This window comes from Mycobacterium sp. E796 (genome assembly GCF_001672815.1).
Classification (GTDB): domain Bacteria; phylum Actinomycetota; class Actinomycetes; order Mycobacteriales; family Mycobacteriaceae; genus Mycobacterium.
Genome location: NZ_LZKK01000136.1, coordinates 1 through 25,278 on the forward strand (window position 1 = coordinate 1; position 25,278 = coordinate 25,278).

Consider the following 25,278-nt stretch of genomic DNA (forward strand, 5'->3'; position numbering starts at 1 on the left):
CACCGACACGCTGTTCGGGCACCCCACAACAGGCCGCCGCGGCCGCCGGCGCCGCCGAGCGCGGCGGGGCCACCGGTGCCGCCGTTGCCGCCATTTCCGACGAGAAAGCCCGCGGGTCCGGCCGCGCCGCCGGGCGCGCCGGTGGCGGTGCTGTTGCCACCGTTGCCGCCGTTGCCGGCCAAGAATCCGCCTGGACACCGGGTCCAGGGGCCTCATCCTCCCGCCGCAGGACGTGAATCTGCAGAGCCTCGGCGCCGTAACCGGGCAAGGCAGCGTCACCTACGGCGAGCCCGGCAACCAGCTCGTCGAGAGCTTCAAAACGTATTCGACGACAGTGAATTTCGGCAACGGGCTCGTCACCGCGCCGACCAGCGTTGCCGTCGTCACCTCCGCGAGCTTGAACGGTGCCGCCTATCCGACGTCGCAGTTGCCGGCGATCCTGGGCGTCGGGGTCAATCCCGGCGGCCCATTGAGCACCAGCCCCGTCTCGGCGTTGCCCGGCGCCTTCGGTCAGGGCGTGCTGATCGACGAACCCGCGAGCGTAATGGAGTTCGGCCCCAACCCACTTCCCGCCCACGCCTCGGTCACCGGGGCGCCGGTCACCACCCTGCAGGTGCGGATCAATAACGGCCCGCTCCAAACGACCAACAACGCGTACATCGATTCCGGGGGTTTGGGCGGGGACGTCCCCACTGCCCTCAACCCGCCCAATGTCGGCGGATACCTGCCCGCCGGAACGACCATCTCGGTCTACACCACCGGCGGGACGTTGCTGTATACGACGACGGTCGGCGCCCAACAGACGAACGTCGTGTCGAGTTTCCTGGGGGGCACATTCAACACCGGGATCGCGCCCTTCCTACAGGATCCGATCTACCTGTCCTATAGCCCCGGCGGTACCGGGACAACGATTTTCGACGCATGAATTAACTTTGAATTCGCTTCGAAAATAAGCAATTTCGCGACATCGTGTCGCTATTATCCGCATGTCGCACATCGGGCCGCGACCACTTAATGCCATGCATCCCTGGTGGAGGGTTTGATGTCGTTTGTCTTCGCTGTGCCCGCAGTAATGTCCGACGCGGCAACAAGTTTGGAGGGCCTGGGCTCGACAATCAACGCGGCGCACGCGGCCGCGGCGATGCCCACGACCGGGATCGCGGCGGCCGCCGGCGATGAGGTGTCGGCGACCATCGCGGCGTTCTTCTCTGAGCACGGCGCGGCATATCAGGCGCTAAGCGGTCAGGCCGCGGCTTTCCACACCCAGCTGCTGCAAACCCTCAACGCGGGCACCCAGGCCTACCTGGACGTCGAGGCCCACAGCCTGGCCCAGCTGCAGGCGTTCCAGGAAGGCGTTCTGGCAGTGATCAATACGCCCACCGACATGGTGCTGGGGCGCCCGCTGATCGGCGACGGCGTCGATGGCACCACCAACGCCCAGGGTGTGGGAACGGCGGGCGGCGCGGGCGGAATCCTTTGGGGCGAGGGCGGTCACGGCGGCGCCAGCACGGCCGACGGGGTAGCGGGCGGCGCCGGTGGCCCAGCCGGTTTGATCGGCACCGGCGGCACCGGCGGAATGGGCGGATTCGGGGCGTCCGGCGGAGCCGGGGGCACCGGCGGGCTGCTCTGGGGCAACGGTGGCGTTGGCGGTCTCGGCGGGGAACATGGAATCGGCGGTACCGGCGGCAACGCACTGTTCTTCGGAAACGGGGGCGTCGGCGGTCAAGGCGGGACCTATACGTTCGCCAACAACGTCACCACGATCGGCGGCGCCGGCGGAACCGGGGGCACCGGCGGCCTGTTGTGGGGCGGCGGCGGGGCCGGCGGTATCGGCGGACCCTACGCCACGGGCGGCGCCGGCGGCAACGCGCACTGGCTCGGCAACGGAGGCCACGGCGGAATGGGTGGGGCCTTTGCCAACGGCGGCGCCGGCGGAACCGGGGGGCAATTGATCGGTGACGGCGGCGACGGTGGAACCGGCGGTGTCTTGTCCGGTCTCGGCGGTCCCAGCGGCTCCAGCATCGGATTGTGGGGCCACGCCGGCACCGCCGGCGCCAACGGCGGCGCCGCCATCGTCCAGCTGAACGGAGTTGACGCCGGTCGTCCAACAATCTCGGTCTCCGTTGACGACGGGCCGACCGTGCAAGCGTTGATCGACAGCGGCTCCACCGCCACCCTCTTCCCGCAGAGCATGGTCAATCAGGCGTCCCTCGGCCCCGCCGGCGCGAAAGGCGTCTACACCTTTGGCACGCCCGAAGACACAACCGTCGACTACTACACCACCTATCAGGCCCAGGTGAATTTCGGCAAGGGGATGGTCACCGCGCCGATGACCGTCGGTGTGATCACCGCGGAGGTCCACAACGGAGTGGCCCAGATTCCGAACGAGGCCGTGCTCGGTGTTGGGGCAAATACGCCGCACGACCCGGATTTCGTCACCAGCCCAACGCAGCATTTGCCGGGCGTCCTCGATCAGGGTGTGCTGTTCAACGAGGGCGCGGCGCGGCCTTATGTGCAGTTCGGTCCAAACCCGGGCACCCCGTTCGCCTCCGTGACCGGGGCGCCGTACACCAACGCCTTGCAAATATCGGTCAATGGTGCGCAGCCGCAGACACTCATCGATGCGATCGTCGACACCGGCGGCAACGGCGGCCACATCCCGCAGAACTTCGTCCCCGGCTACAACCCCGGCGACTACTTGCCGCAGGGAACGAAGATTGAGGTCAACATCCAGGGCATCACCCAACCGCTGTACACAGAGATACTGGGCGCCAACGCCATGCAGGTCACCGTGTCCCAGACCGCTGTGCCCCCGGGGAACTTCAACACCGGAAACTACATCTTCAAGCAGATGCCGATCTATTTCTCCTACGACCCCACCGGTCAAGGGACCATCTATTTCGATCAGCCGTCCTGATCCGGTCCAATTCAGGCCGCGGCGGTGCTGGCCTCCACCGTTGGAATACGCCCGCCGACGTTGCGCCTTGACCGTAGCGACCCGACCACGGTGGCCGCCCACAGCAGCACGCACAGCGCCTCGGCGACGACGGTGAGCACCGCGTGGGGCGCCGGGTCCCAGCCGTGCTCGGTAAAGCCAAAGAGCCCAACGGTTCTCGACAGCGCGAAGGCGACCAGGGAGCCGCCGGCCAACGCGGCGGCGGCCCATTCCAGCCACCAGGGGCCGCCAACGGCGACAAGCAGGGCCAGCGAGAACGAGACGCTGGCCTGGATCAGGAAGCTGGTGCCGATCATCGGAATGTGCTGGTAACCATGGACGTACAGGTAGGCGTGGCTGAAGGCGCTGACCGCCAGGGAGGCGGCCAGCGCGAGCCGGAGGAAGATTTTCATTGCAGCTTGGTCTCTTTCAGTGCGAGGGCGGCCTGGCCCTTGGTGTAGTTGACCTCGCGGATCCCCAGGGCGTCGTGCAGCTTGCCCGCCGGCAGCGTGATCGGCTTGGGCGCCGGCCCGTCGCCGGGATGGGGCAACGGGTAGGCGGTCGTCGTTCCGCTGTAGAACGTCACGTTGCCTTCCGTCTTGGAAAACAGTTGGTGCACATGGCCGTTGAGGCATGTCACCGACGAGAACCGGCTCAGGTAGCTCAGGGCCTGGGTGGCGTCGTCGGTGCCCCAGCCCCAGTCCGGGTACATCGCGAACAGCGGGATGTGGCTGAACACGATGATGGGTGTGTCGCTGGACAAGCCCGCGACGTCCTTCTCGACGAACTCCAGCTGGTCGACACCCAAGTGCCCGAGCTTCTTGAGGTTCAAAGTGTTCACCAACGCGATCACGTGGACACCCGCGATGTCGAAGCTGTACCACCCGTCGCCCCGCGTCCCGGCGCCGAAGACGCTGCGGTACTTCTGTCCCGCGTCGTCGACGGAATCGTGCTCGCCGGGCACCGTGAAGACGTGCGGCGTCTGCACTTTGGTGAGCATCTGCTTGACCTGGTCGAACTGCTCGGGGGTCGACAGGTGGGTGAGGTCGCCGGTGTGGATGACGAAGTCCGGTGCGTAGCCAAGGCCGTTGATCTGGTCGATCGCGTGGCCGAAGGTGCCGGCGACGTCCGGGTTGGGCGGTCCGGAAAAACCGATGTGGCTGTCGCTCACCTGGGCGAACCGCAGCGTGGGCCGGGCGCTGGTGTGCGAGGCCGATGCCGTCCCGGCGACGTGCGAGATGACCTCACCACCGACGACGGCGAGGCCGACCGCCGCGCCGAACCACGCCGAGTGCCGGATCAGCTGCCGGCGGGTCATGGTGTTCGGATCGTTCATCCCGTCACCACCACGGTGCCGTGCATCATCGGGTGAATCGAGCAGACGTAGTCGAACTTCCCCGCGGTGGGAAAGGTGTGCGAAAAGGTGGCGCCGGTACCCATTCCGGGCGACTTGAACGACCCGTCGGCGGCGGCGACCGTGTGCGGTTCCTCGTCCTTGTTGGTCCAGGTGACGGTGCTGCCCGCCTTGACGGTCAGCGTGGCCGGCGCGAAGGCGAAGTTGTCGATGGTGACCGCATCGCCCGCGGCCGCGGCCGGCGACCCCGTCGCGGACGCGGGGCCGGGCTGCGGACCCGGCGCCGAGGGCATCCCGCTCATGCCCGGCATCCCGGGCGTGCCGCTGGCATTCGATCCGAAGGTCACCGACGGCGGCTGCGCGGCGGGCGGCGACGACGAGCAGCCGGCCAGCAACACACCGACGGCCGACGCCGCGACCACATGTTTTCGAAGCTTGGCGATGTTCATGCCAAGAGATATGGCGGCGGGTTACACGTCGCGGCGCGGCGGGGCGAACACCTCGATTGCGCCGTCGACCTCGCGAACCTGCAGCGCGGGCAAGGGCTTTGGCGCGATCGGCAACTGGTGGGTGCGCACCTGCCCGGTGGGCGAGAACGACGTGGTGTGGCAGGGGCATTGCAGCGCGTCGTTCTGTGCGTCGAACCACAGCTTGCACCCCTGATGTGTGCAGACGCCGGAGATGGCCTGGGGTTTGCCGTCGACGCGGTGGACGAACCCGGCGACCGAGCCGAGGTCGAACGGATGCATCACGCCGTCGGGCACGTCCGCGCTCGACGCGACGCGCTGCCAGGTCCCGTCGTTCGGCGTCAGCTCACCCGCGACCGCCGGGCCCTGCGTGGGGCTGCCGATCAGGGCGCGATCGATGGAAACGGCGGCAGCCGCGGCGGCCGCGGCGGCCGACGTGCCCACGATGACCTGTCGGCGCGTCGCGCTCTGCTTGGGCGCGGCCGGCGCCGGCGCGCCGTCCATCTGCTCCGCCAGGCGCCCGTGCAGGTCGGCGAGGAACTCCTGGCGCGGCTCGGCGTCCGCGGTCCCCGCCGCCCGCAGGTCGATCGCCGTGCGGATCTGCGCGGCCTCGAAGTCGTCGGGCGCAAACGGCTTCGGCCGGCGACCCCGCAACAGGTCATCGACATAGCGCCGCAGCCCTCGCGCGTTCATCGTTGCCCTCCATCGTTGACCTGTGCCGCCAGCCGCAGGGCGCGGTGCTGCAGCACCTTGGCGTTGGCGACGCTGATCCCAAGCTCGGCCGCGGACTCCTTGATCGAATTTCCTTGCAGGAAACGAATTTCGAGAATCTGGCGATACCGGTCCGGCAGACCGTCGAGAACCCGCGCGACGCGCTGGGGCGCGGTGCTGATCGCTTCCTCGCTCTCGGGTGGTTGTTCGATGTCGTCGATCGAGGTTATCTCCCGGCCCATGGTCTCCCGCCAGTGTGCGGCCAGCACCGTCCTGGCCGTGGCCCGCAGGTAGGCGCGCACCTCGCCGACCGTCGCGGTCAGGCGCAGTGGCCGCAGCGCCGCCAGAAAGACCTCGGCGGTGAGGTCCTCGGCGTCGGCGCGGTTACCCACCCGCGCGAACAGCGTGCGGTACACCCAGGACGCGTTGTCGGAGTACACCGCTTCCCAGTCGGGATAGCTTTCATAACCACTGTCGGGCACCGCGCGCAGCGGTCGCGGGACTAGCGGTTTCTGGGGGTCGTTTTGCGCCGCCACGGTCCTCCTTCACCGATTCAATATCGGACCGGGTTACACGCGGGCACGTCGGCTTCCGAGGCCATCAGCTCGTCCAGCTTCGCGGCGGCGGCCGCCAGGGCCGACTTGGCCATGCCCAAGACCCTCTCCCGCACCCGCGGCTTCGCCGACGCGGGCGCCAGTGAGTCGCCCACCAGACGCCCGAAGACGTCCAGGCGCGCCGCGGCGAGCCAGGCGGTCAACTCCGGGTCCTCGAGCCAGCGCAGCTGATTGCGGTAGTAGGCCCGCGTGATGCGCAGCCAGTCGAGGTCGGTGTCGGGATGCGGCAGCGGGTCGCACAGGTCGTTCTTCACCGCGTCGTCGGGGTAGGCGGCCTCGACGTGGGCGACGAGCGCGGCGCTGAACACCTGCTGGCACCCGCGCACGCTCTGCAGCGTGATGCCGGAGCCATCGAAAATCGTTGTGGCGGGCCGTGTCTCGGCGCCGTCGGCGGTGCAGTCGACGTACAACGCCGAGGGGTCCACGGGCACGGCGCCGCCCTCCAGGACCGCCTCGCCGGCGTCGGCGCGCAGCAGGTGGCCCATGCGCACCACGTCGTTGATGCGTCGCAGCTGCTCCAATTCGGCGTGGGTGACGGTTGCGCAGCGGTACATGGTCGGGCGGATCGCCGGGTCGATCCGCAGCAGCGCGCCGGCTTCCTCGAGGCGGACGAACAGGTCGTCGACCGACGCCGCGTCCCGGATCGCACGCAGCTGCGCGGTGACGGCGGTCTTGATCTTGTCGGCGAACACCGATCCCGGCTGCAGCGTCGCGCGATCGAGCAACCACGAGTCGCGCGGCACGATCCACGTCAGGCGATCCGGCGCGATGCCCTGGCCCAGCAGCCACAGGCACGCGTCGATGCCGGTCTTGCCGGCTCCCACGATGACGTAACGGCGGCGGGCGGCCAGCCGGGGCAGCTCGTTGGGCGCGACGCAGTCGACGCCCGGCGCGACCCGGTAGGGCGGCGGGCGCATCGAGGGCACCATGACGCGCATGTAGGTCGCGTCGACGACGCGGCGCGTCACGTCGACGGCGTACTCGGTCCCGGCCAGCGTCCTGAACCGGCCGCCACCGGAGTATTCGCTCATCGGGAAGTAGGCCACGCGCCCGGTGGGCAGGAACCGCTGGCGCATGACGTGGTCGTAGTAAGCGCAGACCTCACCCGCGGTCGCCAACTCGTAAAGCCCTTGGTTCCAGCCGACTTGATCGATCGCGTCGCTGCCCAGGGGTAGCGAGTTGACGCCGTAGAACGCCGACGGCTGATGCAGCCGCACGAACGGGTAGGCCATGGTCCAGTGCCCGCCGGGCTGATGGTGGCGGTCCACCAGCACCACGCGTGCCTCGGTTTCGGTGACCAGCGTGTCGATGAACGCCATCCCCATGGCGCCCGCGCCGACTACCAGGTAGTCGGCCTCGATGGTGCGCATACGGGCTAAAGGCTAATCGGCCCGGGGTCGCTTCAGCGGATTTCGGCCGCCGCGGTGCGCATCTCGTCCAGCGCCGCGCGCGCCAATTCGCCCAGGCTCCGGTCACCGTCTGACGTAATCCATTCGGCGAACGCCTCTTTGAACGCCAGCCCACCCAGCTCGGCGGCCAGGGCGGCCGCGCGATCCGGCACGCCGCGCGCTCGCAGCGCGTTCGCCATGGCCGCGGCGAGGCCGACCTGTTTGAGCGCATCGCGCTCCTGCAGTTCGGCGCTGGAGGCGATGACGGCCTTCACCCGGGGAGCAAGCTCGCGATTGCGCGGGGTCATCGCCCCGGAAGCACGCTCCAGCCCGGCGGCGACCGCGGCAAGCGGCGTGGCGTCCGCGGGCGCCGAGGCGATGCCCTCGGTCAGCAGTTGCGACAACGCCTCCTGACCGGCCGCCAGAACCTCCCGCTTGTCGGGGAAATACCGGAAGAAGGTGCTCTTGGTCAGGCCGGCCCGATCGGCGATCTCGGCGACGGTGGTTCGGTCGTAGCCCTGCTCGGAGAAAAGGTGCAGCGCGGCCTCGACCAGGCGCGCACGCGCATCGGGTTCCCATCTGGGCATGCCGTCATGGTAGCGATGAGACCTTTGTCCCATCACCGTGGTAGCGTGATGGGACATCGGTCCCATCACTTGAGGAGTGTCTCATGCGCGTATTCGTCACGGGTGCCACCGGCGGGGTCGGCTCGGCCGTCGTTCCCGAACTCATCGGGGCGGGCCACGAGGTCCTGGCGCTGGCCCGCTCCGACGCGTCGGCCCGGGCCGCCGCCGCGTTGGGGGCCGACGTGCTGCGCGGCGACCTCGACGACCCCGAGAGCCTGCGCGTCGGCGCGAAGGAGTCCGACGGGGTGGTCCACCTCGCCTTCCTGCACTTCGGCGACTTCGAGAGGGCGGTCGCCCAGGAGGCGGCCGCGGTCGAGACGTTCGGCGCCGCCCTCGCGGGGAGCGGCAAGCCGTTCGCCATGGCCTCGGGCACGCCGCCCGTCCCCGGCCGCGTCGCCACCGAGCGCGACTCGGCGCCGACCGACGGACTCATCGGCGGGCGCAGCCGCAACGCGCGGGCCGCCCTGGAGCTGGCCGGCAATGACGTCCGGTCGGCGGTGGTCCGCCTCCCCCGGTCCGTCCACCGGGCAGGCGGGCCCTGCGGGTTCGCCTCCCTGCTCGTCGCGGCCGCCCGAGGGACCGGGGTGTCCGGGTACGTCGGCGACGGCACCCAGCGCTGGCCGGCCGTGCACGTCCTCGACGCCGCCCTGCTCTTCCGCCTGGTCCTCGAACAGGCCGATCCCGGGACGGTGGCGCACGCCGTCGGCGACGAGGGCGACCCGATGCGCGCCCTCGCCGAGGCCATCGGGCGCCAGCTCGGCCTCCCCGCGGCGTCGGTCCCCGCCGAGCATTTCGGGCCCCTCGGCGCCATCTACGCCCTGGACCAGCCGGCCTCGAGCGCGTTGACCCAGGAGAGATTCGGCTGGCAGCCCACGCATCCGAGCCTGCTCGAGGACCTGGAGGCCGGAAACTACCCGGTGTGAGGCGCGCCTTGCCAACGCCCGAGCCGAGTTACTAGGATATGCAAGTATTCGCGCGTAACGACAACTCGAGGGCACCATGACCACACAGATCCCCCACTTCATCGATGGGAAGCGCACCGCCGGCCAGTCCAGCCGCACCGCCGACGTCTTTAACCCCAGCACCGGCGAGGTGCAGGCGAAGGTTCCGATGGCCGGCAAGGCCGACGTCGACGCCGCGGTGGCCTCGGCCGTCGAGGCCCAAAAGGATTGGGCGGCATGGAATCCGCAGCGACGGGCGCGGGTGATGATGCGCTTCATCGAACTGGTCAACTCCAACAGCGACGAGCTCGCCGAGCTGCTGTCCCTCGAGCACGGCAAGACGGTGGCCGACTCCAAGGGCGACATCCAGCGTGGCATCGAGGTCATCGAGTTCTGCGTCGGGATCCCGCACCTGCTCAAGGGTGAGTACAGCGAGGGCGCCGGCCCGGGCATCGACGTCTACTCGTTGCGCCAGCCCTTGGGCGTGGTCGCGGGCATCACGCCGTTCAACTTCCCGGCGATGATCCCGCTGTGGAAGGCCGGGCCGGCGCTGGCGTGCGGAAACGCGTTCTTGCTCAAGCCCAGTGAGCGTGACCCGTCGGTCCCGGTGCGCCTGGCCGAGCTGTTCTTGGAGGCGGGCCTGCCGCCGGGCGTGTTCCAGGTGGTGCACGGCGACAAGGAGGCCGTCGACGCGATCCTGCACCACCCCGACATCAAGGCCGTGGGTTTCGTCGGCAGCTCGGACATCGCGCACTACATCTATTCGACGGCCGCGGCCAACGACAAGCGGTCGCAGTGCTTCGGCGGCGCCAAGAACCACATGATCGTGATGCCCGACGCCGACCTCGACCAGGCCGTCGACGCGCTGATCGGCGCCGGGTATGGCAGCGCCGGCGAACGCTGTATGGCGATCAGCGTCGCCGTACCGGTCGGCGAGCAGACTGCGGATCGGTTGCGCGCCAGGCTGATCGAGCGGATCAACAACCTGCGCGTGGGCCACAGCCTGGACCCCAAGGCCGACTACGGCCCGCTGGTCACCGAGGCCGCGCTGGCGCGGGTGCGCGACTACATCGGCCAGGGCGTGGCCGCCGGCGCCGAGCTGGTGATCGACGGGCGCGAGCGGGCCAGCGACGACCTGACGTTCGGAGACGCCAACCTCGAGGGCGGATTCTTCATCGGCCCAACCCTTTTCGACCACGTCACACCCGACATGTCGATCTACACCGACGAGATCTTCGGGCCGGTGCTGTGCATCGTAAGGGCGCACAACTACGAAGAAGCAGTGGCGCTTCCTTCTCAGCACGAGTACGGCAACGGCGTGGCGGTGTTCACCCGCGACGGTGACACCGCGCGCGACTTCGTGTCCCGGGTGCAGGTGGGCATGGTCGGCGTCAACGTGCCGATCCCGGTCCCGGTGGCCTACCACACCTTCGGCGGCTGGAAGCGCTCCGGCTTCGGCGACCTGAACCAGCACGGGCCGGCGTCGATCCAGTTCTACACCAAGGTCAAGACCGTCACGTCCCGGTGGCCGTCCGGCATCAAGGATGGCGCCGAATTCGTCATCCCGACAATGAATTAGACCCGCGATATGTTCACCCTGAACGACGACGAGCGGGTTATCACCGAGACGGCGGCCGCGTTCGCCGCCAAGCGCCTCGCCCCGCACGCCCTGGAATGGGACACCACCAAGCACTTCCCGACCGACGTGCTGCGTGAGGCCGCCGAACTGGGCATGGCGGCCATCTACTGCCGCGAGGACGTCGGGGGCAGCGGGCTGCGCCGGCTCGACGGGGTCCGCATCTTCGAGCAACTCGCGATCGCCGATCCCGTCACGGCCGCGTTCCTGTCCATCCACAACATGTGCGCGTGGATGATCGACAGCTTCGGCACCGCCGAACAACGCAAGGAGTGGATCCCGCGGCTGGCGCCGATGGACGCCATCGCCAGCTACTGCCTCACCGAGCCGGGCGCCGGCTCCGACGCCAGCGCGCTGAGCACCCGCGCGGTCAGACAGGGTGGCGACTACGTGCTCGACGGAGTCAAGCAGTTCATCTCCGGCGCCGGGGCCTCGGACGTGTACGTGGTGATGGCCAGGACCGGGGGCGAGGGCCCGCGCGGCATCTCCGCCTTCATCGTCGAAAAAGACTCTCCTGGGCTGAGTTTCGGCGCGCTCGAGGAGAAGATGGGCTGGCACGCCCAGCCCACCGCGCAGGTGATCCTCGACGGGGTGCGGGTGCCCGCCGACGCGATGCTGGGCGGCGCGGAGGGCGAGGGCGCCGGGTTCGGCATCGCGATGAACGGCCTCAACGGCGGTCGGCTCAACATCGCGGCATGCTCGCTGGGCGGCGCGCAGGCCGCCTTCGACAAGGCGGGCGCCTACGTGCGGGAGCGCCACGCGTTCGGCAAATCCCTGCTCGACGAGCCGACCGTCCGGTTCACCCTGGCCGACATGGCCACCGGGCTGCAGACGTCGCGAATGATGTTGTGGCGGGCCGCAAGCGCGTTGGACGACGACGACCCGGACAAGGTCGAGCTGTGCGCGATGGCCAAGCGCTACGTCACCGACACCTGCTTCGAGGTGGCCGACAAGGCCCTGCAACTGCACGGCGGCTACGGCTATCTGCGCGAGTACGGTCTGGAGAAGATCGTCCGCGACCTGCGGGTGCATCGCATCCTGGAAGGCACCAACGAGATCATGCGGGTGGTCATCGGCCGCGCCGAGGCCGCCCGATTCAGGGCAAGCGCGTAGAAAGGCTCACAGATGACCCGGATTGCGTTCCTGGGATTGGGCCACATGGGCGGCCCGATGTCGGCGAACCTGGTCACCGCCGGTCACACCGTGCGCGGATTCGATCCCGTGCCGGCGGCGGTGGAGGCCGCGGTCGCCACGGGCGTCGAGGCGTTCGACAGCGCCGCCGACGCGGTGGCCGACGCGGACGTGGTGATCACCATGCTGCCCAACGGCGAAATCGTAAAGCGCTGCTACGCCGACATCCTGCCCGCCGCGCGGGCGGGCGCGCTGTTCATCGACAGCTCCACGATCTCCGTCAGCGACGCTCGCGAGGTGCACGCGCTGGCCGAGGGGCACGGAATCGCGCAGCTGGACGCGCCGGTCTCCGGCGGGGTGAAGGGCGCCGTCGCCGGGACGCTGGCGTTCATGGTGGGCGGCGACGAGTCCGCGGTGCAGCGGGCCCGCCCGGTGTTGGAACCCATGGCGGGCAAGGTCATTCACTGCGGCGCGGCCGGCGCGGGCCAGGCCGCCAAGGTGTGCAACAACATGGTGCTGGCGGTGCAGCAGATCGCCGTCGGCGAGGCATTCGTGCTGGCCGAGAAGCTCGGGCTGTCCGCCCAGTCGCTGTTCGACGTCATCACCGGCGCGACCGGCAACTGCTGGGCGGTGCACACCAACTGCCCGGTGCCGGGCCCGGTCCCGACCTCGCCGGCCAACAACGACTTCAAGCCCGGTTTCGCGACCGCGCTGATGAACAAGGACCTGGGCCTGGCGATGGACGCCGTCACGTCCACCGGTTCGGCCGCGCCGCTGGGCACGCACGCCGCGGAGATCTACGCGAAATTCGCGGCCTCCCACGCGGACAAGGATTTCAGCGCCGTCATCGAGATGCTGCGCTCGAGTTAATTCAAGGCTGAGCCGGAAGGCGGATCCTCAGAAGTCGCCCGCATTGCGGCGCAACGTTTCGATGGATGACACCAGCGCCGCCGCCTCGGCGGCGTCCATTCCGATGTCGGCGAACACCTGCTCGTTGAGCGTGACGGTGGCGTCCTCGACGGTGGAGCGGCCAAGATCGGTGATGGCCACCAGCGTCGTACGCCCGTCGGTGGGGTGCGGCACCCGTTGCACCAGCCCGTCGGCCTCCAGCCGGCGGATGGCGTGGGTCACGCTGGTCACGTGCACCTGCAGGCGATCCGACGCCTTGGTGATCGGCAGCGCGCCGGTTCGGCTGAACGCCAGCAGCCGCAACAACTCGTAACGGGAGAAGCTCAGGTCGTAGGGGCGCAGCGCGGTCTCGACGCGGGCCAGCAGGATCTGATGCGCGCGCATCACCGAGGTGACGGCGACCATGCCCTCCGACACGTCGCCCCACCCGGCGCGCTCCCAGTTGGCCCGCGCCGCGGCGATCGGATCGCGTTTCGGGCTCGATGCGGCCACGCCCTTTCTTACCGCATCTGGGACCGAATCGGGACCTTTCCTATTGCCGACAGCACCGCCAGGGTCGACGCGCGGTTACCCACGGTGATCCGCGCGCCGCCGTCCGGGTAGTGGCGGACACGCAGCCCGCTGTCCGCGAATACCTCATGCCACTGCCTACCCCTCGATGGAAGGTACATGAAGTTCGCGTGGGCGTCGGTGGTGTAGATGTCCAACGCGCTCAGCCGCATCCGCAGATAGCGGCGTTCGGCGTTGATCGACTGAATCCGTTGCAGCAGCTGGTCTTCGGCGTCGTACGACGCCGCGACCGCAAGCAGACTGGTGAGCGCGATGCCGAACGGCAACTGCTGGGACCACAGGGTGGCGGCCAGCTCGGGCGACGCGAGGCCGTAGCCGATGCGCAGCCCGGCCAGCCCGTAGGCCTTGGAGAACGTCCGGACCACCACGACGTTGGGAAAACGCGCGAGCAGCGCCGCGACGTCGATGCGGTGCTCGGGCGCGGCGAACTCGATGTAGGCCTCGTCGAGCAGCACGACGGTGTCGCGCGGCACCCGACACAAAAACCGCGCCACCTCGTCCGCGCTCTCCAGCGTGCCGGTCGGGTTGTGCGGGCGGCATATCACCACCACCCGGGCATCCCCCGCGGCATCGGCCAGCCCGTCGAGGTCGTTGTGGCCCTCCGCGTCGAGGGGGACGAGCAGCGGGTGCAACCGGGCCATCCGGGCGATGATCGGATAACCGTCGAAGGTCGGCGACGCCATCGCGACCTTGTCACCCGGGGCGGTCAGCGCGTGCAGGGCCTGCAACGCCACGCCTGTCGCGCCGGCGCCGAGCACCACCTGCTCGGCGGGCACGCCGGCGTGGCCGGCGATCAGCCCGCGCAGCCGTTCGGGCAGGAACTCCGGATACCGGTTGACCGCGTAGATCGAGCGGATCAACGCCGAGCGCACCGCCGGCAACGGCGGGAACGGATTCTCGTTGAGCGACAACGCAAGCGGGTCGATCGCGGTGGGAAACGCCTCGTCGATGTCGTCGGCGAAGGGGCTGCGGACGGGTTGCATCAGCCCCGTCCGCCCCAGCGCACCGCGGCCGCGCCGGCGAAGTCACCGGCGTGCGCGAAGGCGGCCATCAGCACCACGTCGCCCGCCTCGAGCTGACCGTCGGAGATCGCGTGGTCGAGGTTGACCGGGATGCCGGCGCCGAACAGGTTGCCGCACTGATCGAAGGTGTCGCGGTGGCGTTCGGGCGGCAGCTCGAGGGCCTCGCGCCAGTTGCGCAGGAACGCCCGGTTGGGCTGGTTGGTGACCAGCAGGTCGATGTCCTTGGCGGACAGTCCGATTCGATCACAGACCGCCAGCGCGACCTCGGGCACCTGGCGGTTGCCGCGGGCCAGCACCTTGGTGATCTTGCTCTCGGTGAAGCCGATCGAGCCCTCGCCGGGGCCGGCCTGCCACCACTTGCGGGGCGGGTCGAAGGACAGCGTCATCTCGCCGGCGTATTCGCCGTAGGTGCGGCACTCGACGTCGAGGATCGGCGACTGGTCGCCCACGGCGACCAGGGCCGCCGCCGCCCCGTCCCCGGGCACCGCCGACTGCGCCTTGCGGCGGATCGTCGGCTGGTCGAAGAACTGCCCGGCGGCGTTTTGCGCGATCGCGATCAGCGCGGTGTGCCCCTCGCCCGACGACAGCAGCTTGCGGGCCACGTTGAGCGCCAACACGAATGCCGCGCAGCCGCCGTTGTTCAGGTCGAGCACCCAGGACGGTCGCATGCCCAACCGGTGCGCGATGCCGCCCCCCTGCCCGTAGAACGCCATGTCCGGCACCTGGGTGTGGGTGATCAGCACGTCGGCGCCCTCGACGACGTCGGGGCCGTGCCGCTCGATCAGGCCCTGCACCGCCTGCTCGATCATGTCGATCGAGCTTTCCCCCGGTGCGACGTGATGGCGAAACTTCGGGGCGCGGAACATGAGATTGTCGCGCAGGTCGTCGGATTCGGCGAATTGTGCGTAGTACTCGGCGCCGATCGGCTCACCGGGCAGATAGGTCGAGAGGTCGATCAGGCTCACGCTCGGCTTGGTCATGGCTCACCTCATCCACTTCGGGGTTACCGGTAACCCGTTGCGGTGCCGGTACTCGGCGATGGCCTTGAGGTTCTTCAGCTCCAGCAGGTGGCCGGCGCCGAACATGTCCCAGAAATCGCCCACCCACACCGGGCGCTGCGGCGGCGCGGTCTCCGGGTATGGGTTTTCGTCGTAGAACGGGTGATGGCAATTCGTCCACAGCACAACCGAACCCGGCTTGTCCAGGACCGTCTGAGCGTCGACGACCCGCATCAGGTAGATCATCCACAGGTGCTTGCCCTGGTCCCACGCGCAGTGGTAGTCGACGGTGCGCGCCTGTTCGTTGGCGACGGTCCGCGTGTAGATCTTGGTCTCCGAGCCGAGCCGGTCGTACGCCAGCCACAGGCCGGGTTCGTCGGTGGGGGTGAAACCGCGCAGGCTGTAGGTCCACTCCTCGAGGCTGCGGGTGTCGGACATGTACTCGAACAACTCGTCCGGCGGGCAGTCGACGTAATCGTTGACGGTGCAGTACTCCCCGAAGACCTGGTCGTGCGGGTAGACCGAGCGCATCATGTCCATGATGATCGGGGTGGCCTTTTCCCGGGGACTGGTTTCGATGCGGGTCACACCGTCGAGGGGCGTGGGGATGTCATCGAGCGCTGGCAGCGACATCGGTCCGGTTCTCCTTTGCGATTGACGTCAAAAACGGTGCGAACGGCGGCATCTCGTCGGCGGCGCATTCCACGCTGACGACGGCGGGCCCGTCGGTGGCTAGCACCGCGCGCATCCAGGCAGCCAGGTGATCGAGGTCGTCGACGTCGACGGCCGTCAGCCCCGGGAACATTGCCGCCAGCCCGGCGCCCAGCCGGCTGGACCGAAATCGGTTGTAGCTGTACAGGTCGTCATAGAAGAGCTGCTCGCGGGTCACGCACATGGCGTGGGCGTTGTTGTTGAAGACCACGAACGTCACCGGCAGCCGGTACTGCAACGCGGTGTGCACCTCCATGCCGTGCATGAAGAATGCCCCGTCCCCGGCCACCACCACGGTGCGCCCGGGGGGCCGCCCGCTGTTCGCGCGGCCGAACGCCATGCCGATGCCGGCGCCGAAGCTGTAGCCCATGCCGCCCATGCCCAGCGCGACCGCGAACCTGCCGTCCCGGCGGGCCGGCAGGTAGTGGATCGCCGCCGCGCCGGTGTTGCCGGCATCCACGACGATGTCTGCGCCGTCGGGCAGGCAGCGGTCCAGCACCGTCATCGCATCCCGGTAGCGCACCCCGGGCCCGTCGCACGGCGGCGGGGACAATTCGGTGTGTTGCACCGCGTCGGGCACCCGCACCCTCGCCGGCCGACCCGGCCTGGACAGCGCCTGGGTCAGCATGCGCAGCGAGCCGCGCAGGTCGTCGGTGTGGACGTGCGTGCACGGAACGTACGGCGGCGCCGAGCCGATCGAGACGGTCCGCACCGCCGCGAGGGCGTCGTCGAGCCCGGTTCGCGCGGTGACCGACAGGCGCGTACCGACCACCAGGCACACGGCGCTGCCGGCCACCGCTTCGACCACACCGGGGTGGCCCATGACACCGGTCACCCCCAGCGCGGACGACGACCCGAGACCCGGTGTGCCGGCGACGTCCTTGGCGTCGGGCACGGTCGCCACCCGCGCCCGCAGCACCGCGCGCAGGGCCTCCAGCTCGGCGCGGGCGTTGTCGCGGGCGACCTGCTCGCCGACGATGATGGTGACCGGGCCGTTCGCGTCGCGCAGCAGCCCGACGATCGGATGCGGGTTACCGATGGGCCGCAGCTCCTCGGTGGGCCACCCATTCTGCCCGCAAAGCACGCTGCCCTGCTGAATGTCCTTGGGCAGCAACAGCACCGCCGGGCCGCCGGTGCGCGCCGCGGCGATCGCCCTGGACAGCGCCGCCGGGGCGTCGGCGGGGCGCTGCACCCGCTCGCACGACACCGACACCGCGGAAAACAACGCCTGCGCGTTCAGCGAGCCGTTCTCGCCGCTGGTGTCCTGAAAGCTGCCCCGGCCGTCCATGGTGGTGGGGGTCTGACCGACCAGGGCCAGCACCGGGACTCGGCTCGTCAGCGACTCCCCAAGGGCGGCAACAAGATTCAGCGCCCCACCGCCTGACGTCGCCGCGACCACGCCGAGCCCGGAGCCCAGCCCGGCCCCGCTGCGGCTGTACCCGTCGGCCATGGCGGCGGCGGAGAATTCGTGCTTGGCCAACACGGCGGTGATGTCGCTGCGGAAGTGCGCGGCGTCGTAGAGGTCCTCGATGTTGGCGCCGTCGACCCCGAAGATGTGGTCGACGCCGGCCGAAGCGAGCCGCTCGACGATGTGGTCGACCACCCGCTGCTTCCGAGGCATGCCTATAACACGACGCACGGTGAACTTGGGTTCACCGCGCGTCGGTTTTTCAAACTGGTTAGAGCGAACGCTGCAGCAGAACCTGCCCGCTGTCGGCGGAAACCACTTGCACCGCAGCGATCTGGTCGACCGGCGTCGAGATGCTGCCCGCGGGCGTGGCGGTGTGACCGGGTTCGGCCACCCACGTTGCCAACCGGGTTTGGCTCCCGTCGCGACCCACGACGACCATCGCCAGCGTGTCGTGGTGCGCGTTCAGCGGAGCCAGGCAGACACACTTCAGGTTGATCGACGTCCCCCAGTGCTGGCTGGACAGCTGCACCGAGGAGGCCAACAGGGTGGTGCCGATCTGCGCCATCGGCTGGGAGGAGCCGGCCACCTGCTGCGCGGGCGCCGAGTGGCCCTGCACCCCGACCAGCACGCCGATCCCCAGCACCGCGGCCGCGGCCGACGATGCCACCCACGTCGCCACCCGGGCGCGGCGCCGGCGCCAGCGCACCGTTGCGAGCAACGAGGGCAACAACTCCGGCGAGATCTCCGGCGCCGCCGTCACGGTGCGGCCGGACTCGTCCATCGCAGCCACCTGTTCGGCGTCGAGCTGGGACAGCAGGGCCGGCACGCCGCTCAGATCGGCGACGGCCTCCCGGCATGCCGGGCAGCCGGCCATGTGCGCCTCGAACTCGCGGCGGTCGGAAGCCGACAGCGACCCCAACACGTATGCGGCATCCCACATCGCGTAGCGGTGATCGTCTTCCACGGTCAACACCTCTTTGTCAAACGGGTTGTCACCCGGCGGGCCGATGCCCCGTAGCGGCGTCCTCATCTCGTCCTTCTCCTGTCACCCATCAAGCATTCGGAGCCGACGACCGTCTGGATGGTCATCGCGTGACTCCAAGTTCCTGCAGAGTGAGCCGCAACGCGCGCACGGCATAGTGTAGTCGCGACTTCACGGTTCCTTCGGCGATCTCGAGGTCGGTAGCAATCTGCGCGGTCGTCCAGCCGCGGTAGTAGGACCGCTCGATCACCGCCCGGTGCTCGGCGGACAACTGCGTCATGGCCTCGGCTATCAGCAGCCGGTCCAGCGCCGCGTTCACCTCGTCCGGCGTCGATTGTTCGGGCGCTCCCGATTCGTCCAGCGAACCGACCACGTTGCGGTACCTGGCGCTGCGTCGGTCGTCGATGATCATGTTGCGCGCCACGGTGAACAACCACGCCCGCGCCGACCTCTCGGTGTCGCCGATGACCTCCGGATGTTGCCAGGCCCGCAACAGCGTCTCCTGGACGACGTCCTCGGCCTGGCTGGCGTCCCCCGTCAACCGGAGTGCATAGCGCCACAAGACCGCGGCGTGTTCGTCGTAGAGCGCCTTCATCAGAGCGGCCTCAGCAGCCCCGGACGCCCCCCGAGTGCCGGCCACACGAGCCACTCGATCACCTCCTGCCATCTGAAACGAGGCGAGCAGGCGTTTAGTTCATGCCCCCCCTAGTTCAGGGTCAGGATGCGTGGGCCGGTCTCGGTCACCGCGACGGTGTGCTCCCAATGCGCCGCGCGCGACCCGTCGGCGGTCGTGACGGTCCATTCGTCGTCGAGCACCCTGGTTTTGCTGGTTCCCAGCGTCAGCATGGGTTCGATCGCGAGCACCGAGCCGGGGGCCAGCAGGGGCCCCCGTCCGGGCGAGCCCTCGTTGGGCAGGAAAGGGTCCATGTGCATTTGCCGGCCGATGCCGTGGCCGCCGTAGCCCTCCACGATCCCGAACTCGAGCCCGTAGCGGGCCGCGGCGGCGCGGGTGCCCGTTTCGATGGCGTGCGCCACGTCGGTCAGCCGGTTGCCGACGACCATCGCCGCGATGCCGGCCTGCAGCGATTCCCTCGTCGCGTCGCACAGCGCTTCGTCGGCCGCGTCCAGCGTCCCGACCCCGAACGTGATGGCGGCGTCGCCGTGCCAGCCGTCCAGCACCGCGCCACAGTCGATGGACACCAGGTCGCCAGGGCCAAGTACTTCGGCGGCGGACGGGATGCCGTGCACCACGCGGTCGTTGACGGAGGCGCAGATGGACGCGGGGTAGCCGTGATAGCCCAGGAACGACGGGACCGCCCCCGCCTCGCGGATCACCGACTCGGCGATTTCATCGAGGCTGAGCGTGGACGCCCCCGCGACCGCGGCCGCGCGGACCGCCTGCAGCGCGGCGGCCACCACGGCGCCCGCCGCGGCCATCGCGTCGAGCTCACCGGGACTGCGCTGCGGCACGACCCTGCGACTCCGCAGCCGCGCCAGCGCGCTCATGATTACTTGCCCAGCGCCCGCAGCGCGCGGGCGAACACCTCGTCCACCGTGCCGACCGCGTCGACCGTCTTCAATTCGCTGCTGTAGTACTCCAGCAGCGGCGCCGTCTCGTCGCGGTAGACCTTCATGCGGTTGAGGATGACGTCGTCGGTGTCATCGGCCCGGCCACGTCCCTTGAGCCGCTGCAGCAGTTCGTCCTGCGAGACGCGGAACTCGACCACGGCGTCGATGTCGGTGCCGCGCCGTTCGAGCATCTCGTGCAGCGCCTTGGCCTGATCGAGGGAGCGCGGGTAGCCGTCCAGGATGAAACCGTTGGCCGCGTCCGGGTCGTCGAGCCGGTCGTCGACGAGTTGGTTGGTCAGCTCGGAGGGCACCAGGTCGCCGGCGTCGAGGTAGCGCTTGGCCTTCAGGCCGAGTTTGGTCCCGTTTTCGATGTTGTTGCGGAAGAGCTCCCCGGTCGAGATTTGCGGGATGCCAAGCTTTTCGGCGAGCTTTTCGGCCTGCGTACCCTTGCCCGCCCCGGGCGGTCCCAGCAAAACCACTCTCACTTGAGGAACCCTTCGTAGTTGCGCTGCATGAGTTGGCTCTCGATTTGTTTGACCGTATCCAAACCGACACCAATCATGATCAAAACCGCAGTGCCGCCAAACGGCAAATTCTGGACCGCTCCGCCATTGCCGATCTGCAGGAACAGATTGGGCAGCACGGAAATGGCGCCCAGGTAAATCGAGCCCGGCAGCGTGATCCTGCTCAGCACGTAGCGCAGATAATCCGCCGTCGGCTTGCCCGGCCGGATGCCCGGAATGAAGCCGCCGAACTTCTTCATCTCGTCGGCACGCTCGTCGGGGTTGAACGTGATCGACACGTAGAAGTACGTGAAGAAGATGATGAGGCCGAAGTAGATGCTGATGTAGACCGGATCGCTCGGGTCCGACAGGTAGCTGCCGACGAACTTGTCCCACCAACTGTTGCCCACGCCGCCGCTGCCGCTGCGGATCAGCTGTGTGATCAGGTGCGGAATGTAGATCAGCGACGACGCGAAGATGACCGGAATAACGCCGGCCTGGTTGACCTTCAGCGGCAAATACGTCGACGTTCCGCCGTACATCCGCCGGCCCACCATGCGCTTGGCGTATTGCACCGGGATGCGGCGCTGGCCCTGCTCGACGAAGACCACGCCGACGATGATGAGCAGCGCGGCGCCGCAGACGGCGGCGAAGATGACCCCGCCGCGGCTGTCCAGGATGGACTTGCCCTCGGCCGGGATGCGCGCGGCGATGCCGACGAAGATCAGCAGCGACATGCCGTTGCCGATGCCGCGCTCGGTGACCAGCTCGCCCATCCACATGACCAGGGCCGCACCGGCCGTCATCACCAGCACGATGACGACGAGCGTGAAGATTTTCTGGTCGGCGATGATGTCCAGCGAGCAGCCCTGCAGCAGGCCGCCGTTGGCGGCCAGCGCCACGATGCTGGTGGCCTGCAGGATGGCCAGCGCGATCGCCAGGTACCGGGTGTACTGGGTCATCTTCGCCTGGCCGGACTGGCCCTCTTTGCGCAGTTCCTCGAAGCGGGGGATGACCACGGTCAGCAGCTGCACGATGATGCTCGCCGTGATGTAGGGCATTACGCCGACGGCGAACACGGTGAGCTTGAGCAGCGCGCCACCGGAGAACAGGTTGATCAGCGAATAGATCTGCCCCGCCTCGCCGCCGCTGGCCTCCTTGATGCACTGCTGCACGTTCGGGTAGTTCACCCCCGGAGAGGGCAATGCGGCGCCGACCCGATAGAGAAGGACGATGCCAAGCGTGAAGAGGATCTTCCGTCTCAGGTCGACTGTCCGCAGCGATGAGATGAAAGCCGAAAGCACTCTTCCTCCTGCGTCCTGCGTCTCGCGCCTAACACCCGCAGGCCAGGACGTACGGCGCCGCGCGTCAAACCGTGTACGAGACTAACAGCTGATCGGGACGGGTCCTGCCAACACCCTTCGAGGCGTAGAGTTCGAATCGCTTGGCTCGTTGCATTTGCTAAATAAGTGGGAGCACCATGACGCGAACCGATCAGGACACCTGGGACCTGGCCTCCAGCGTCGGCGCGACGGCAACGATGGTCGCCGCCGCCCGCGCGCTGGCCACCACCGAGACCGATGCGATCATCGACGACCCGTTCGCGGCGCCGCTGGTGCGCGCGGTCGGCCTGGACTTCTTCGTCCGCCTGATCGACGGCGAGGTGGCCCCGGGCCCCGACGACGGCGGGGAACGGGACCTGCAACTCGAGACCGACTCGATCGCGGTTCGGACCCGCTTCTTCGACGATTTCTTCCTCAACGCCGCACGCGACGGCATCCGCCAATCGGTGATCCTGGCCGCCGGCCTCGACGTGCGCGCCTACCGGCTGGCCTGGCCGCCCGGCAGCGTGGTCTACGAGGTCGACCAGCCCAAGGTCGTCGAGTTCAAGACGGCCGCCATGGACAACCTGGGCGCCGCCCCGACCGCGGACCGGCGCACCGTCGCCGTCGATCTGCGCGACGACTGGCCGGAAGCGTTGCGCCGCAGCGGATTTGACGCGTCGCAACCGACGTCGTGGAGCGCTGAAGGCTTGCTGATGTACCTTCCGCCCGACGCCCAGGACCGGCTCTTCGACAACATCACCGAGCTCAGCGCGCCCGGCAGCAAGCTGGCCACCGAGTACCACGGCGACTCCGGCCGCACCATGTCCCAACGCGCGCAGCAATTCAACCAGCGGTGGGCCAATCTCGGCTGCGACATCGACCTGTCCGGGCTGTTCTTCGACGGCGAGCGCAGCAACGTCGTCGACTACCTCACCGGCAAGGGCTGGCAGGTGAGCACCCGGCCACGGCGGGAGTTCTTCGCCGACTACGGCCGCGTCTTCCCCGACGACGAGGAGTCGCAGCTGCGCAACATCATCTCCGTCACCGCCACGCTGGCTTGATCCCGGTCTAGCTGGGCCTGGCCGGCGGCGTCCGGACCACCAGCGGCACGGCGGGGAAGCACCACGCCATCTCGGTGCGCGACTTGCGCAGCGCGGCGGTGCCGTAACCCTTCTTGCGGTGCTGCGGGTGGATCCAGATCCGCACGTTCACCTCGCCGCCGACCAGCTCGCCGAACACCATGCCGACCTTCTCGCCGGAGTCGACCGCCACGAACCACGCGGCCTCCTCGTCGCCGACGCGCCCCAGCGCCGCGCGGATCTCGTCGTCGAGGTTGCCCGCCGGCCCGCCGGACCCGTCGCCGGCGGCGCCGACGTCCTCGGTGCGGGCGGCGAAGATGTCGCGGTCGGCCTCGGCGGAGAACGGCCGAAGCTCGAGGGTCTCCCCCGAGCTGGCGGGACGCTCGCCAAGCGTGAAGCTCAGCTGCTTGTTGAGGTCCTCCAGCTCGGCCAGGATCTTGCGCCGCGAGTCGATGGTCAGTTGGTCGAACGACATGCCCATCACCGCCTCGGCGGCCACGTGGGACGTGTCGAGCAGGCGGGCGATCGCCTCCACCGCCGCGGCCTTGTCCTCGGACTCCACCACGACGTCGGCGATTTCGTGCCGGCGCTCGAGGGCTTTCAACAGGGCGTCGGCGATCTCCCGACGGGTGGCTTTACGGTCCTGGTCAGTCATTGCCACAGCCTAGACAGTTCCAGGAATCGTTGGTAGCGCTCGGCGGTCGGTTCCGCCCAGGCGGGGTCGGGCTCGACGACGCGCTCGGTGCGGGCCCACCGGCCCGCGTCGTTGATCGACGTCTCCAGGCCGACCGCCATCCGGCCCAGGAACGCGGCCCCCAGCGCCGCGCCCTCGGCCACCGCGGACACCTCCACCGGCCGGCCGGTGGCGTCGGCGATGGCCTGCATCCACGGCCCGACCCGGGTGCCGCCACCGGAGGCGACGATGCGCGCCACCGGCGCGCCGCCCAGCTCGATGAGCTGACGCACGACGAAGCCCGCGGCCTCGTAGGCGGCCCGGCGCACGGCGGCCGGGTCGTGGGTGAGGTCGAGGGCGTCGAGCACGGCCCGGCGATCCGGGTCATGAAACGGCGTGCGCTCGCCGCGGATGTAGGGCGACCACACCGGCACGCGCCGCGGATCGGCGGTCCCCGGGTCACCCGGTCCGAGCAGGCGCTCCACCCAGCCGAGGAACAGGCCGCCCGCGTTGCTGGCGCCGCCGATCTGGCTCTTGCCCGGGGCGGTGTGCGGGATGGTCCACAGGCCGGGCACCTGCCGCGCCTCGGCGATCGTGTTCCACACGATCAGCGTGGTGCCACACAGCACCAGCACGTCCCCGTCGCGGTCGGCGCCGGCCACGATCTGTTCGCACAGGGCATCGATGGCGCCGATCGCCAGCACGGCGTCCGTTCCGGGGAGCTGTCCCGCGGCCGTGCCGATCGTCTCCACCCGCGGCATCTGCTCGACGCTTGCGCCGCAGTCGGCGCAGGCCGCCGGGTCCCAGCCGGTCCCGTCGTACAGGGGGTAGCTGGTGGCGGCGGTGGCGACGTCCATCACCGCCTCGCCGGCCAACGCGTGGTTGGCCACCGCGGGCGCGGGCCAGTATCCGGCCGCGCCGGGCGCCTGCGCCGCCGTCCAGCGCAGGAACTCGGCGGCCTCGCCCAGCGCCGGAAGCGGCTTGTCGTCCGAGCCGGGCACCCGGCCCCTGCCGTCGCCGTACAACAGGCCGGGGGTCAGCGGCGCGCCGGCGGCGTCGACGGCGGTCAGCGAGGGCACCATCGCCGACACGGCGACCGCGCGCGCGTCCGGGCGGTCCAGCTGCGCCAGGGCGGCCACCGGCCCCCGGCGCCACGCCTCGTCGGCGTCGTGCTCGAGCCGGTCGGGCGCCGGCACCCGCAACTCGTGCGTAATGCGCACCCGCGCCGTCACCCGGCCGTCCGCGTCGGCGGCCACCGCCTTGACGGCGGTGCTGCCGACGTCGATGCCGATTGTGACGCCATCACGTGACACGGGCGTCACCGTACGCCAGCATTGGCGTCTGTGACATCGAGACCGCGTGCCCTGGTGACCGCGCCGCTGCGGGGGCCGGGGTGTTCAGCACCGGGATGCCGGCCGCGGTGGCCCCGTCGATGTCCACGTTGTTCGGGTCGCCCCGGGTGGACGCTATTGCGATCAGGCCCTGCTCGAACACCGGGCCGCGCACCGAGTCGCCTTCCACCACAACGATATCGGCGGACTCGGCCGCGATCCGCTCGGCCAGTTGCTCGGGGCTGTAGACCCGCAGCGGGGTCTGCTCGATCCAGGGGTCGTACACCACGTCGGCCAGCTGCCGGAGCTTGTCGAACCCCGGCCCCCGCAGCGGCGCGGTCACCAGGGCACGCGGTCTCGATGTCACAGACGCCAATGCTGGCGTACGGATA

27 protein-coding genes and 1 pseudogene are annotated in these 25,278 nt (G+C 69.3%); 7 read left to right on the forward strand and 21 right to left on the reverse strand.

The window, feature by feature from the left end; translation table 11 throughout:
* Nucleotides 1-182: PGRS repeat-containing protein (locus A5706_RS34210; protein WP_369831842.1), on the reverse strand; the 182-nt coding region annotated here is incomplete at its 3' end.
* An 8-nt stretch (nt 183-190) separates the two neighbouring features.
* Between A5706_RS34210 and A5706_RS10470 the strand changes: the two genes are divergently transcribed.
* Nucleotides 191-925, forward strand: coding sequence for a PecA family PE domain-processing aspartic protease (locus A5706_RS10470; protein ID WP_304528393.1), 735 nt, complete (start codon nt 191-193; stop codon nt 923-925).
* 117 nt (nt 926-1,042) lie between these two features.
* On the forward strand, nt 1,043-2,917 hold the full coding sequence (locus A5706_RS34945) for a PecA family PE domain-processing aspartic protease (protein WP_082964299.1): 1,875 nt from the start codon (nt 1,043-1,045) through the stop codon (nt 2,915-2,917).
* An 11-nt stretch (nt 2,918-2,928) separates the two neighbouring features.
* Here A5706_RS34945 and A5706_RS10480 read toward each other — a convergent pair whose 3' ends face one another.
* From A5706_RS10480 to A5706_RS10510, 7 genes are read right to left on the reverse strand one after another with little or no spacing between them, the layout of a single operon-like run.
* On the reverse strand, nt 2,929-3,348 hold the full coding sequence (locus tag A5706_RS10480; protein ID WP_068129867.1) for a hypothetical protein: 420 nt from the start codon (nt 3,346-3,348) through the stop codon (nt 2,929-2,931).
* On the reverse strand, nt 3,345-4,271 hold the full coding sequence (locus tag A5706_RS10485) for a metallophosphoesterase (RefSeq protein ID WP_068129879.1): 927 nt from the start codon (nt 4,269-4,271) through the stop codon (nt 3,345-3,347). The genes A5706_RS10480 and A5706_RS10485 overlap by 4 nt, the downstream gene beginning before the upstream one ends.
* Nucleotides 4,268-4,738, reverse strand: a complete 471-nt coding sequence (locus tag A5706_RS10490) for a cupredoxin family copper-binding protein (RefSeq protein WP_068129889.1) — start codon at nt 4,736-4,738, stop codon at nt 4,268-4,270. Before A5706_RS10490 ends, A5706_RS10485 begins: the two co-directional genes overlap by 4 nt.
* Before the next feature lie 21 nt (nt 4,739-4,759).
* Nucleotides 4,760-5,449, reverse strand: coding sequence for a Rieske (2Fe-2S) protein (locus A5706_RS10495; RefSeq protein WP_068129891.1), 690 nt, complete (start codon nt 5,447-5,449; stop codon nt 4,760-4,762).
* On the reverse strand, nt 5,446-6,003 hold the full coding sequence (locus A5706_RS10500) for an RNA polymerase sigma factor (protein ID WP_068129893.1): 558 nt from the start codon (nt 6,001-6,003) through the stop codon (nt 5,446-5,448). The genes A5706_RS10495 and A5706_RS10500 overlap by 4 nt, the downstream gene beginning before the upstream one ends.
* Nucleotides 6,004-6,020: 17 nt before the next feature.
* On the reverse strand, nt 6,021-7,451 hold the full coding sequence (locus A5706_RS10505) for an NAD(P)-binding protein (RefSeq protein ID WP_068129895.1): 1,431 nt from the start codon (nt 7,449-7,451) through the stop codon (nt 6,021-6,023).
* Between the two features lie 32 nt (nt 7,452-7,483).
* Nucleotides 7,484-8,056 carry a TetR/AcrR family transcriptional regulator gene (locus A5706_RS10510; protein WP_068129898.1) on the reverse strand — a complete coding sequence of 191 codons (573 nt, stop codon included), beginning with the start codon at nt 8,054-8,056 and terminating at the stop codon, nt 7,484-7,486.
* Nucleotides 8,057-8,139: 83 nt separating this feature from the next.
* On the opposite strand from A5706_RS10510, the gene A5706_RS10515 reads away from it, so the two are divergent.
* From A5706_RS10515 to mmsB, 4 genes are all read left to right on the forward strand, one after another.
* The gene (locus A5706_RS10515; RefSeq protein WP_068129902.1) at nt 8,140-9,018 is read left to right on the forward strand and encodes an SDR family oxidoreductase; all 879 of its coding nucleotides are present in this window, start codon (nt 8,140-8,142) and stop codon (nt 9,016-9,018) included.
* A gap of 76 nt (nt 9,019-9,094) precedes the next feature.
* The gene (locus A5706_RS10520; protein WP_068129905.1) at nt 9,095-10,615 is read left to right on the forward strand and encodes a CoA-acylating methylmalonate-semialdehyde dehydrogenase; all 1,521 of its coding nucleotides are present in this window, start codon (nt 9,095-9,097) and stop codon (nt 10,613-10,615) included.
* A gap of 9 nt (nt 10,616-10,624) precedes the next feature.
* Nucleotides 10,625-11,785, forward strand: coding sequence for an acyl-CoA dehydrogenase family protein (locus A5706_RS10525; protein ID WP_068129906.1), 1,161 nt, complete (start codon nt 10,625-10,627; stop codon nt 11,783-11,785).
* A 12-nt stretch (nt 11,786-11,797) separates the two neighbouring features.
* The gene (gene mmsB / locus A5706_RS10530) at nt 11,798-12,673 is read left to right on the forward strand and encodes a 3-hydroxyisobutyrate dehydrogenase (RefSeq protein ID WP_068129909.1); all 876 of its coding nucleotides are present in this window, start codon (nt 11,798-11,800) and stop codon (nt 12,671-12,673) included.
* 27 nt (nt 12,674-12,700) lie between these two features.
* On the opposite strand, the gene A5706_RS10535 is transcribed toward mmsB, so the two are convergent.
* The 10 genes from A5706_RS10535 to secY are packed head-to-tail and all read right to left on the reverse strand — an operon-like array spanning nt 12,701 to nt 21,782.
* Nucleotides 12,701-13,204: a MarR family winged helix-turn-helix transcriptional regulator gene (locus A5706_RS10535; protein WP_068129911.1), complete on the reverse strand. Its 504-nt coding sequence runs from the start codon at nt 13,202-13,204 to the stop codon at nt 12,701-12,703.
* A gap of 8 nt (nt 13,205-13,212) precedes the next feature.
* Nucleotides 13,213-14,265 carry a histidinol-phosphate transaminase gene (locus A5706_RS10540; protein WP_068129915.1) on the reverse strand — a complete coding sequence of 351 codons (1,053 nt, stop codon included), beginning with the start codon at nt 14,263-14,265 and terminating at the stop codon, nt 13,213-13,215.
* Nucleotides 14,265-15,284, reverse strand: coding sequence for a 3-oxoacyl-ACP synthase III family protein (locus A5706_RS10545; protein ID WP_068129917.1), 1,020 nt, complete (start codon nt 15,282-15,284; stop codon nt 14,265-14,267). The genes A5706_RS10540 and A5706_RS10545 overlap by 1 nt, the downstream gene beginning before the upstream one ends.
* 3 nt (nt 15,285-15,287) lie before the next feature.
* Nucleotides 15,288-15,935, reverse strand: a complete 648-nt coding sequence (locus A5706_RS10550; protein ID WP_068104533.1) for a hypothetical protein — start codon at nt 15,933-15,935, stop codon at nt 15,288-15,290.
* Nucleotides 15,913-17,634, reverse strand: a complete 1,722-nt coding sequence (locus A5706_RS10555; protein ID WP_068129919.1) for a thiamine pyrophosphate-binding protein — start codon at nt 17,632-17,634, stop codon at nt 15,913-15,915. The genes A5706_RS10550 and A5706_RS10555 overlap by 23 nt, the downstream gene beginning before the upstream one ends.
* A 58-nt stretch (nt 17,635-17,692) precedes the next feature.
* Nucleotides 17,693-18,454, reverse strand: coding sequence for an anti-sigma factor (locus tag A5706_RS10560; RefSeq protein WP_068129923.1), 762 nt, complete (start codon nt 18,452-18,454; stop codon nt 17,693-17,695).
* A 55-nt stretch (nt 18,455-18,509) separates the two neighbouring features.
* Nucleotides 18,510-19,055: a sigma-70 family RNA polymerase sigma factor gene (locus A5706_RS10565; RefSeq protein WP_082964298.1), complete on the reverse strand. Its 546-nt coding sequence runs from the start codon at nt 19,053-19,055 to the stop codon at nt 18,510-18,512.
* Nucleotides 19,056-19,111: 56 nt separating this feature from the next.
* Complete coding sequence (gene map / locus A5706_RS10570) at nt 19,112-19,912, reverse strand: type I methionyl aminopeptidase (RefSeq protein WP_068129925.1); 801 nt, start codon at nt 19,910-19,912, stop codon at nt 19,112-19,114.
* Between the two features lie 2 nt (nt 19,913-19,914).
* Nucleotides 19,915-20,460 (reverse strand): adenylate kinase, encoded by a 546-nt coding sequence (locus A5706_RS10575; RefSeq protein WP_068129928.1) that lies wholly within the window; start codon nt 20,458-20,460, stop codon nt 19,915-19,917.
* Nucleotides 20,457-21,782 carry a preprotein translocase subunit SecY gene (gene secY, locus A5706_RS10580; RefSeq protein WP_068104521.1) on the reverse strand — a complete coding sequence of 442 codons (1,326 nt, stop codon included), beginning with the start codon at nt 21,780-21,782 and terminating at the stop codon, nt 20,457-20,459. The genes A5706_RS10575 and secY overlap by 4 nt, the downstream gene beginning before the upstream one ends.
* Nucleotides 21,783-21,958: 176 nt before the next feature.
* Here secY and A5706_RS10585 point away from each other — a divergent pair, with 176 nt between their 5' ends.
* Complete coding sequence (locus A5706_RS10585) at nt 21,959-22,864, forward strand: class I SAM-dependent methyltransferase (protein ID WP_068129932.1); 906 nt, start codon at nt 21,959-21,961, stop codon at nt 22,862-22,864.
* A 7-nt stretch (nt 22,865-22,871) separates the two neighbouring features.
* Here the strand turns inward: A5706_RS10585 and A5706_RS10590 are convergent, their stop codons facing one another.
* The 3 genes and pseudogenes from A5706_RS10590 to A5706_RS10600 all read right to left on the reverse strand — a co-directional run.
* On the reverse strand, nt 22,872-23,537 hold the full coding sequence (locus A5706_RS10590; RefSeq protein WP_068129935.1) for a GNAT family N-acetyltransferase: 666 nt from the start codon (nt 23,535-23,537) through the stop codon (nt 22,872-22,874).
* Entirely contained in the window at nt 23,534-24,868 is a 1,335-nt protein-coding gene (locus A5706_RS10595; RefSeq protein ID WP_068129940.1) for an FGGY-family carbohydrate kinase, read from the reverse strand. Before A5706_RS10595 ends, A5706_RS10590 begins: the two co-directional genes overlap by 4 nt.
* 73 nt (nt 24,869-24,941) lie before the next feature.
* Nucleotides 24,942-25,253: pseudogene (locus tag A5706_RS10600) on the reverse strand (3-phosphoglycerate dehydrogenase); the annotation flags it as partial.
* Nucleotides 25,254-25,278: the final 25 nt, after the last annotated feature.

Coding starts and splice junctions, on each gene's coding strand:
- A5706_RS34945 (WP_082964299.1), top strand. CDS start 1,043: ATGTCGTTTGTCTTCGCTGTGCCCGCAGTAATGTCCGACGCGGCAACA.
- A5706_RS10480 (WP_068129867.1), bottom strand. CDS start 3,348: ATGAAAATCTTCCTCCGGCTCGCGCTGGCCGCCTCCCTGGCGGTCAGC.
- A5706_RS10485 (WP_068129879.1), bottom strand. CDS start 4,271: ATGAACGATCCGAACACCATGACCCGCCGGCAGCTGATCCGGCACTCG.
- A5706_RS10490 (WP_068129889.1), bottom strand. CDS start 4,738: ATGAACATCGCCAAGCTTCGAAAACATGTGGTCGCGGCGTCGGCCGTC.
- A5706_RS10495 (WP_068129891.1), bottom strand. CDS start 5,449: ATGAACGCGCGAGGGCTGCGGCGCTATGTCGATGACCTGTTGCGGGGT.
- A5706_RS10505 (WP_068129895.1), bottom strand. CDS start 7,451: ATGCGCACCATCGAGGCCGACTACCTGGTAGTCGGCGCGGGCGCCATG.
- A5706_RS10510 (WP_068129898.1), bottom strand. CDS start 8,056: ATGCCCAGATGGGAACCCGATGCGCGTGCGCGCCTGGTCGAGGCCGCG.
- A5706_RS10515 (WP_068129902.1), top strand. CDS start 8,140: ATGCGCGTATTCGTCACGGGTGCCACCGGCGGGGTCGGCTCGGCCGTC.
- A5706_RS10520 (WP_068129905.1), top strand. CDS start 9,095: ATGACCACACAGATCCCCCACTTCATCGATGGGAAGCGCACCGCCGGC.
- A5706_RS10525 (WP_068129906.1), top strand. CDS start 10,625: ATGTTCACCCTGAACGACGACGAGCGGGTTATCACCGAGACGGCGGCC.
- mmsB (WP_068129909.1), top strand. CDS start 11,798: ATGACCCGGATTGCGTTCCTGGGATTGGGCCACATGGGCGGCCCGATG.
- A5706_RS10540 (WP_068129915.1), bottom strand. CDS start 14,265: ATGCAACCCGTCCGCAGCCCCTTCGCCGACGACATCGACGAGGCGTTT.
- A5706_RS10545 (WP_068129917.1), bottom strand. CDS start 15,284: ATGACCAAGCCGAGCGTGAGCCTGATCGACCTCTCGACCTATCTGCCC.
- A5706_RS10550 (WP_068104533.1), bottom strand. CDS start 15,935: ATGTCGCTGCCAGCGCTCGATGACATCCCCACGCCCCTCGACGGTGTG.
- A5706_RS10555 (WP_068129919.1), bottom strand. CDS start 17,634: ATGCCTCGGAAGCAGCGGGTGGTCGACCACATCGTCGAGCGGCTCGCT.
- A5706_RS10560 (WP_068129923.1), bottom strand. CDS start 18,454: ATGAGGACGCCGCTACGGGGCATCGGCCCGCCGGGTGACAACCCGTTT.
- map (WP_068129925.1), bottom strand. CDS start 19,912: ATGAGCGCGCTGGCGCGGCTGCGGAGTCGCAGGGTCGTGCCGCAGCGC.
- A5706_RS10585 (WP_068129932.1), top strand. CDS start 21,959: ATGACGCGAACCGATCAGGACACCTGGGACCTGGCCTCCAGCGTCGGC.
- A5706_RS10590 (WP_068129935.1), bottom strand. CDS start 23,537: ATGACTGACCAGGACCGTAAAGCCACCCGTCGGGAGATCGCCGACGCC.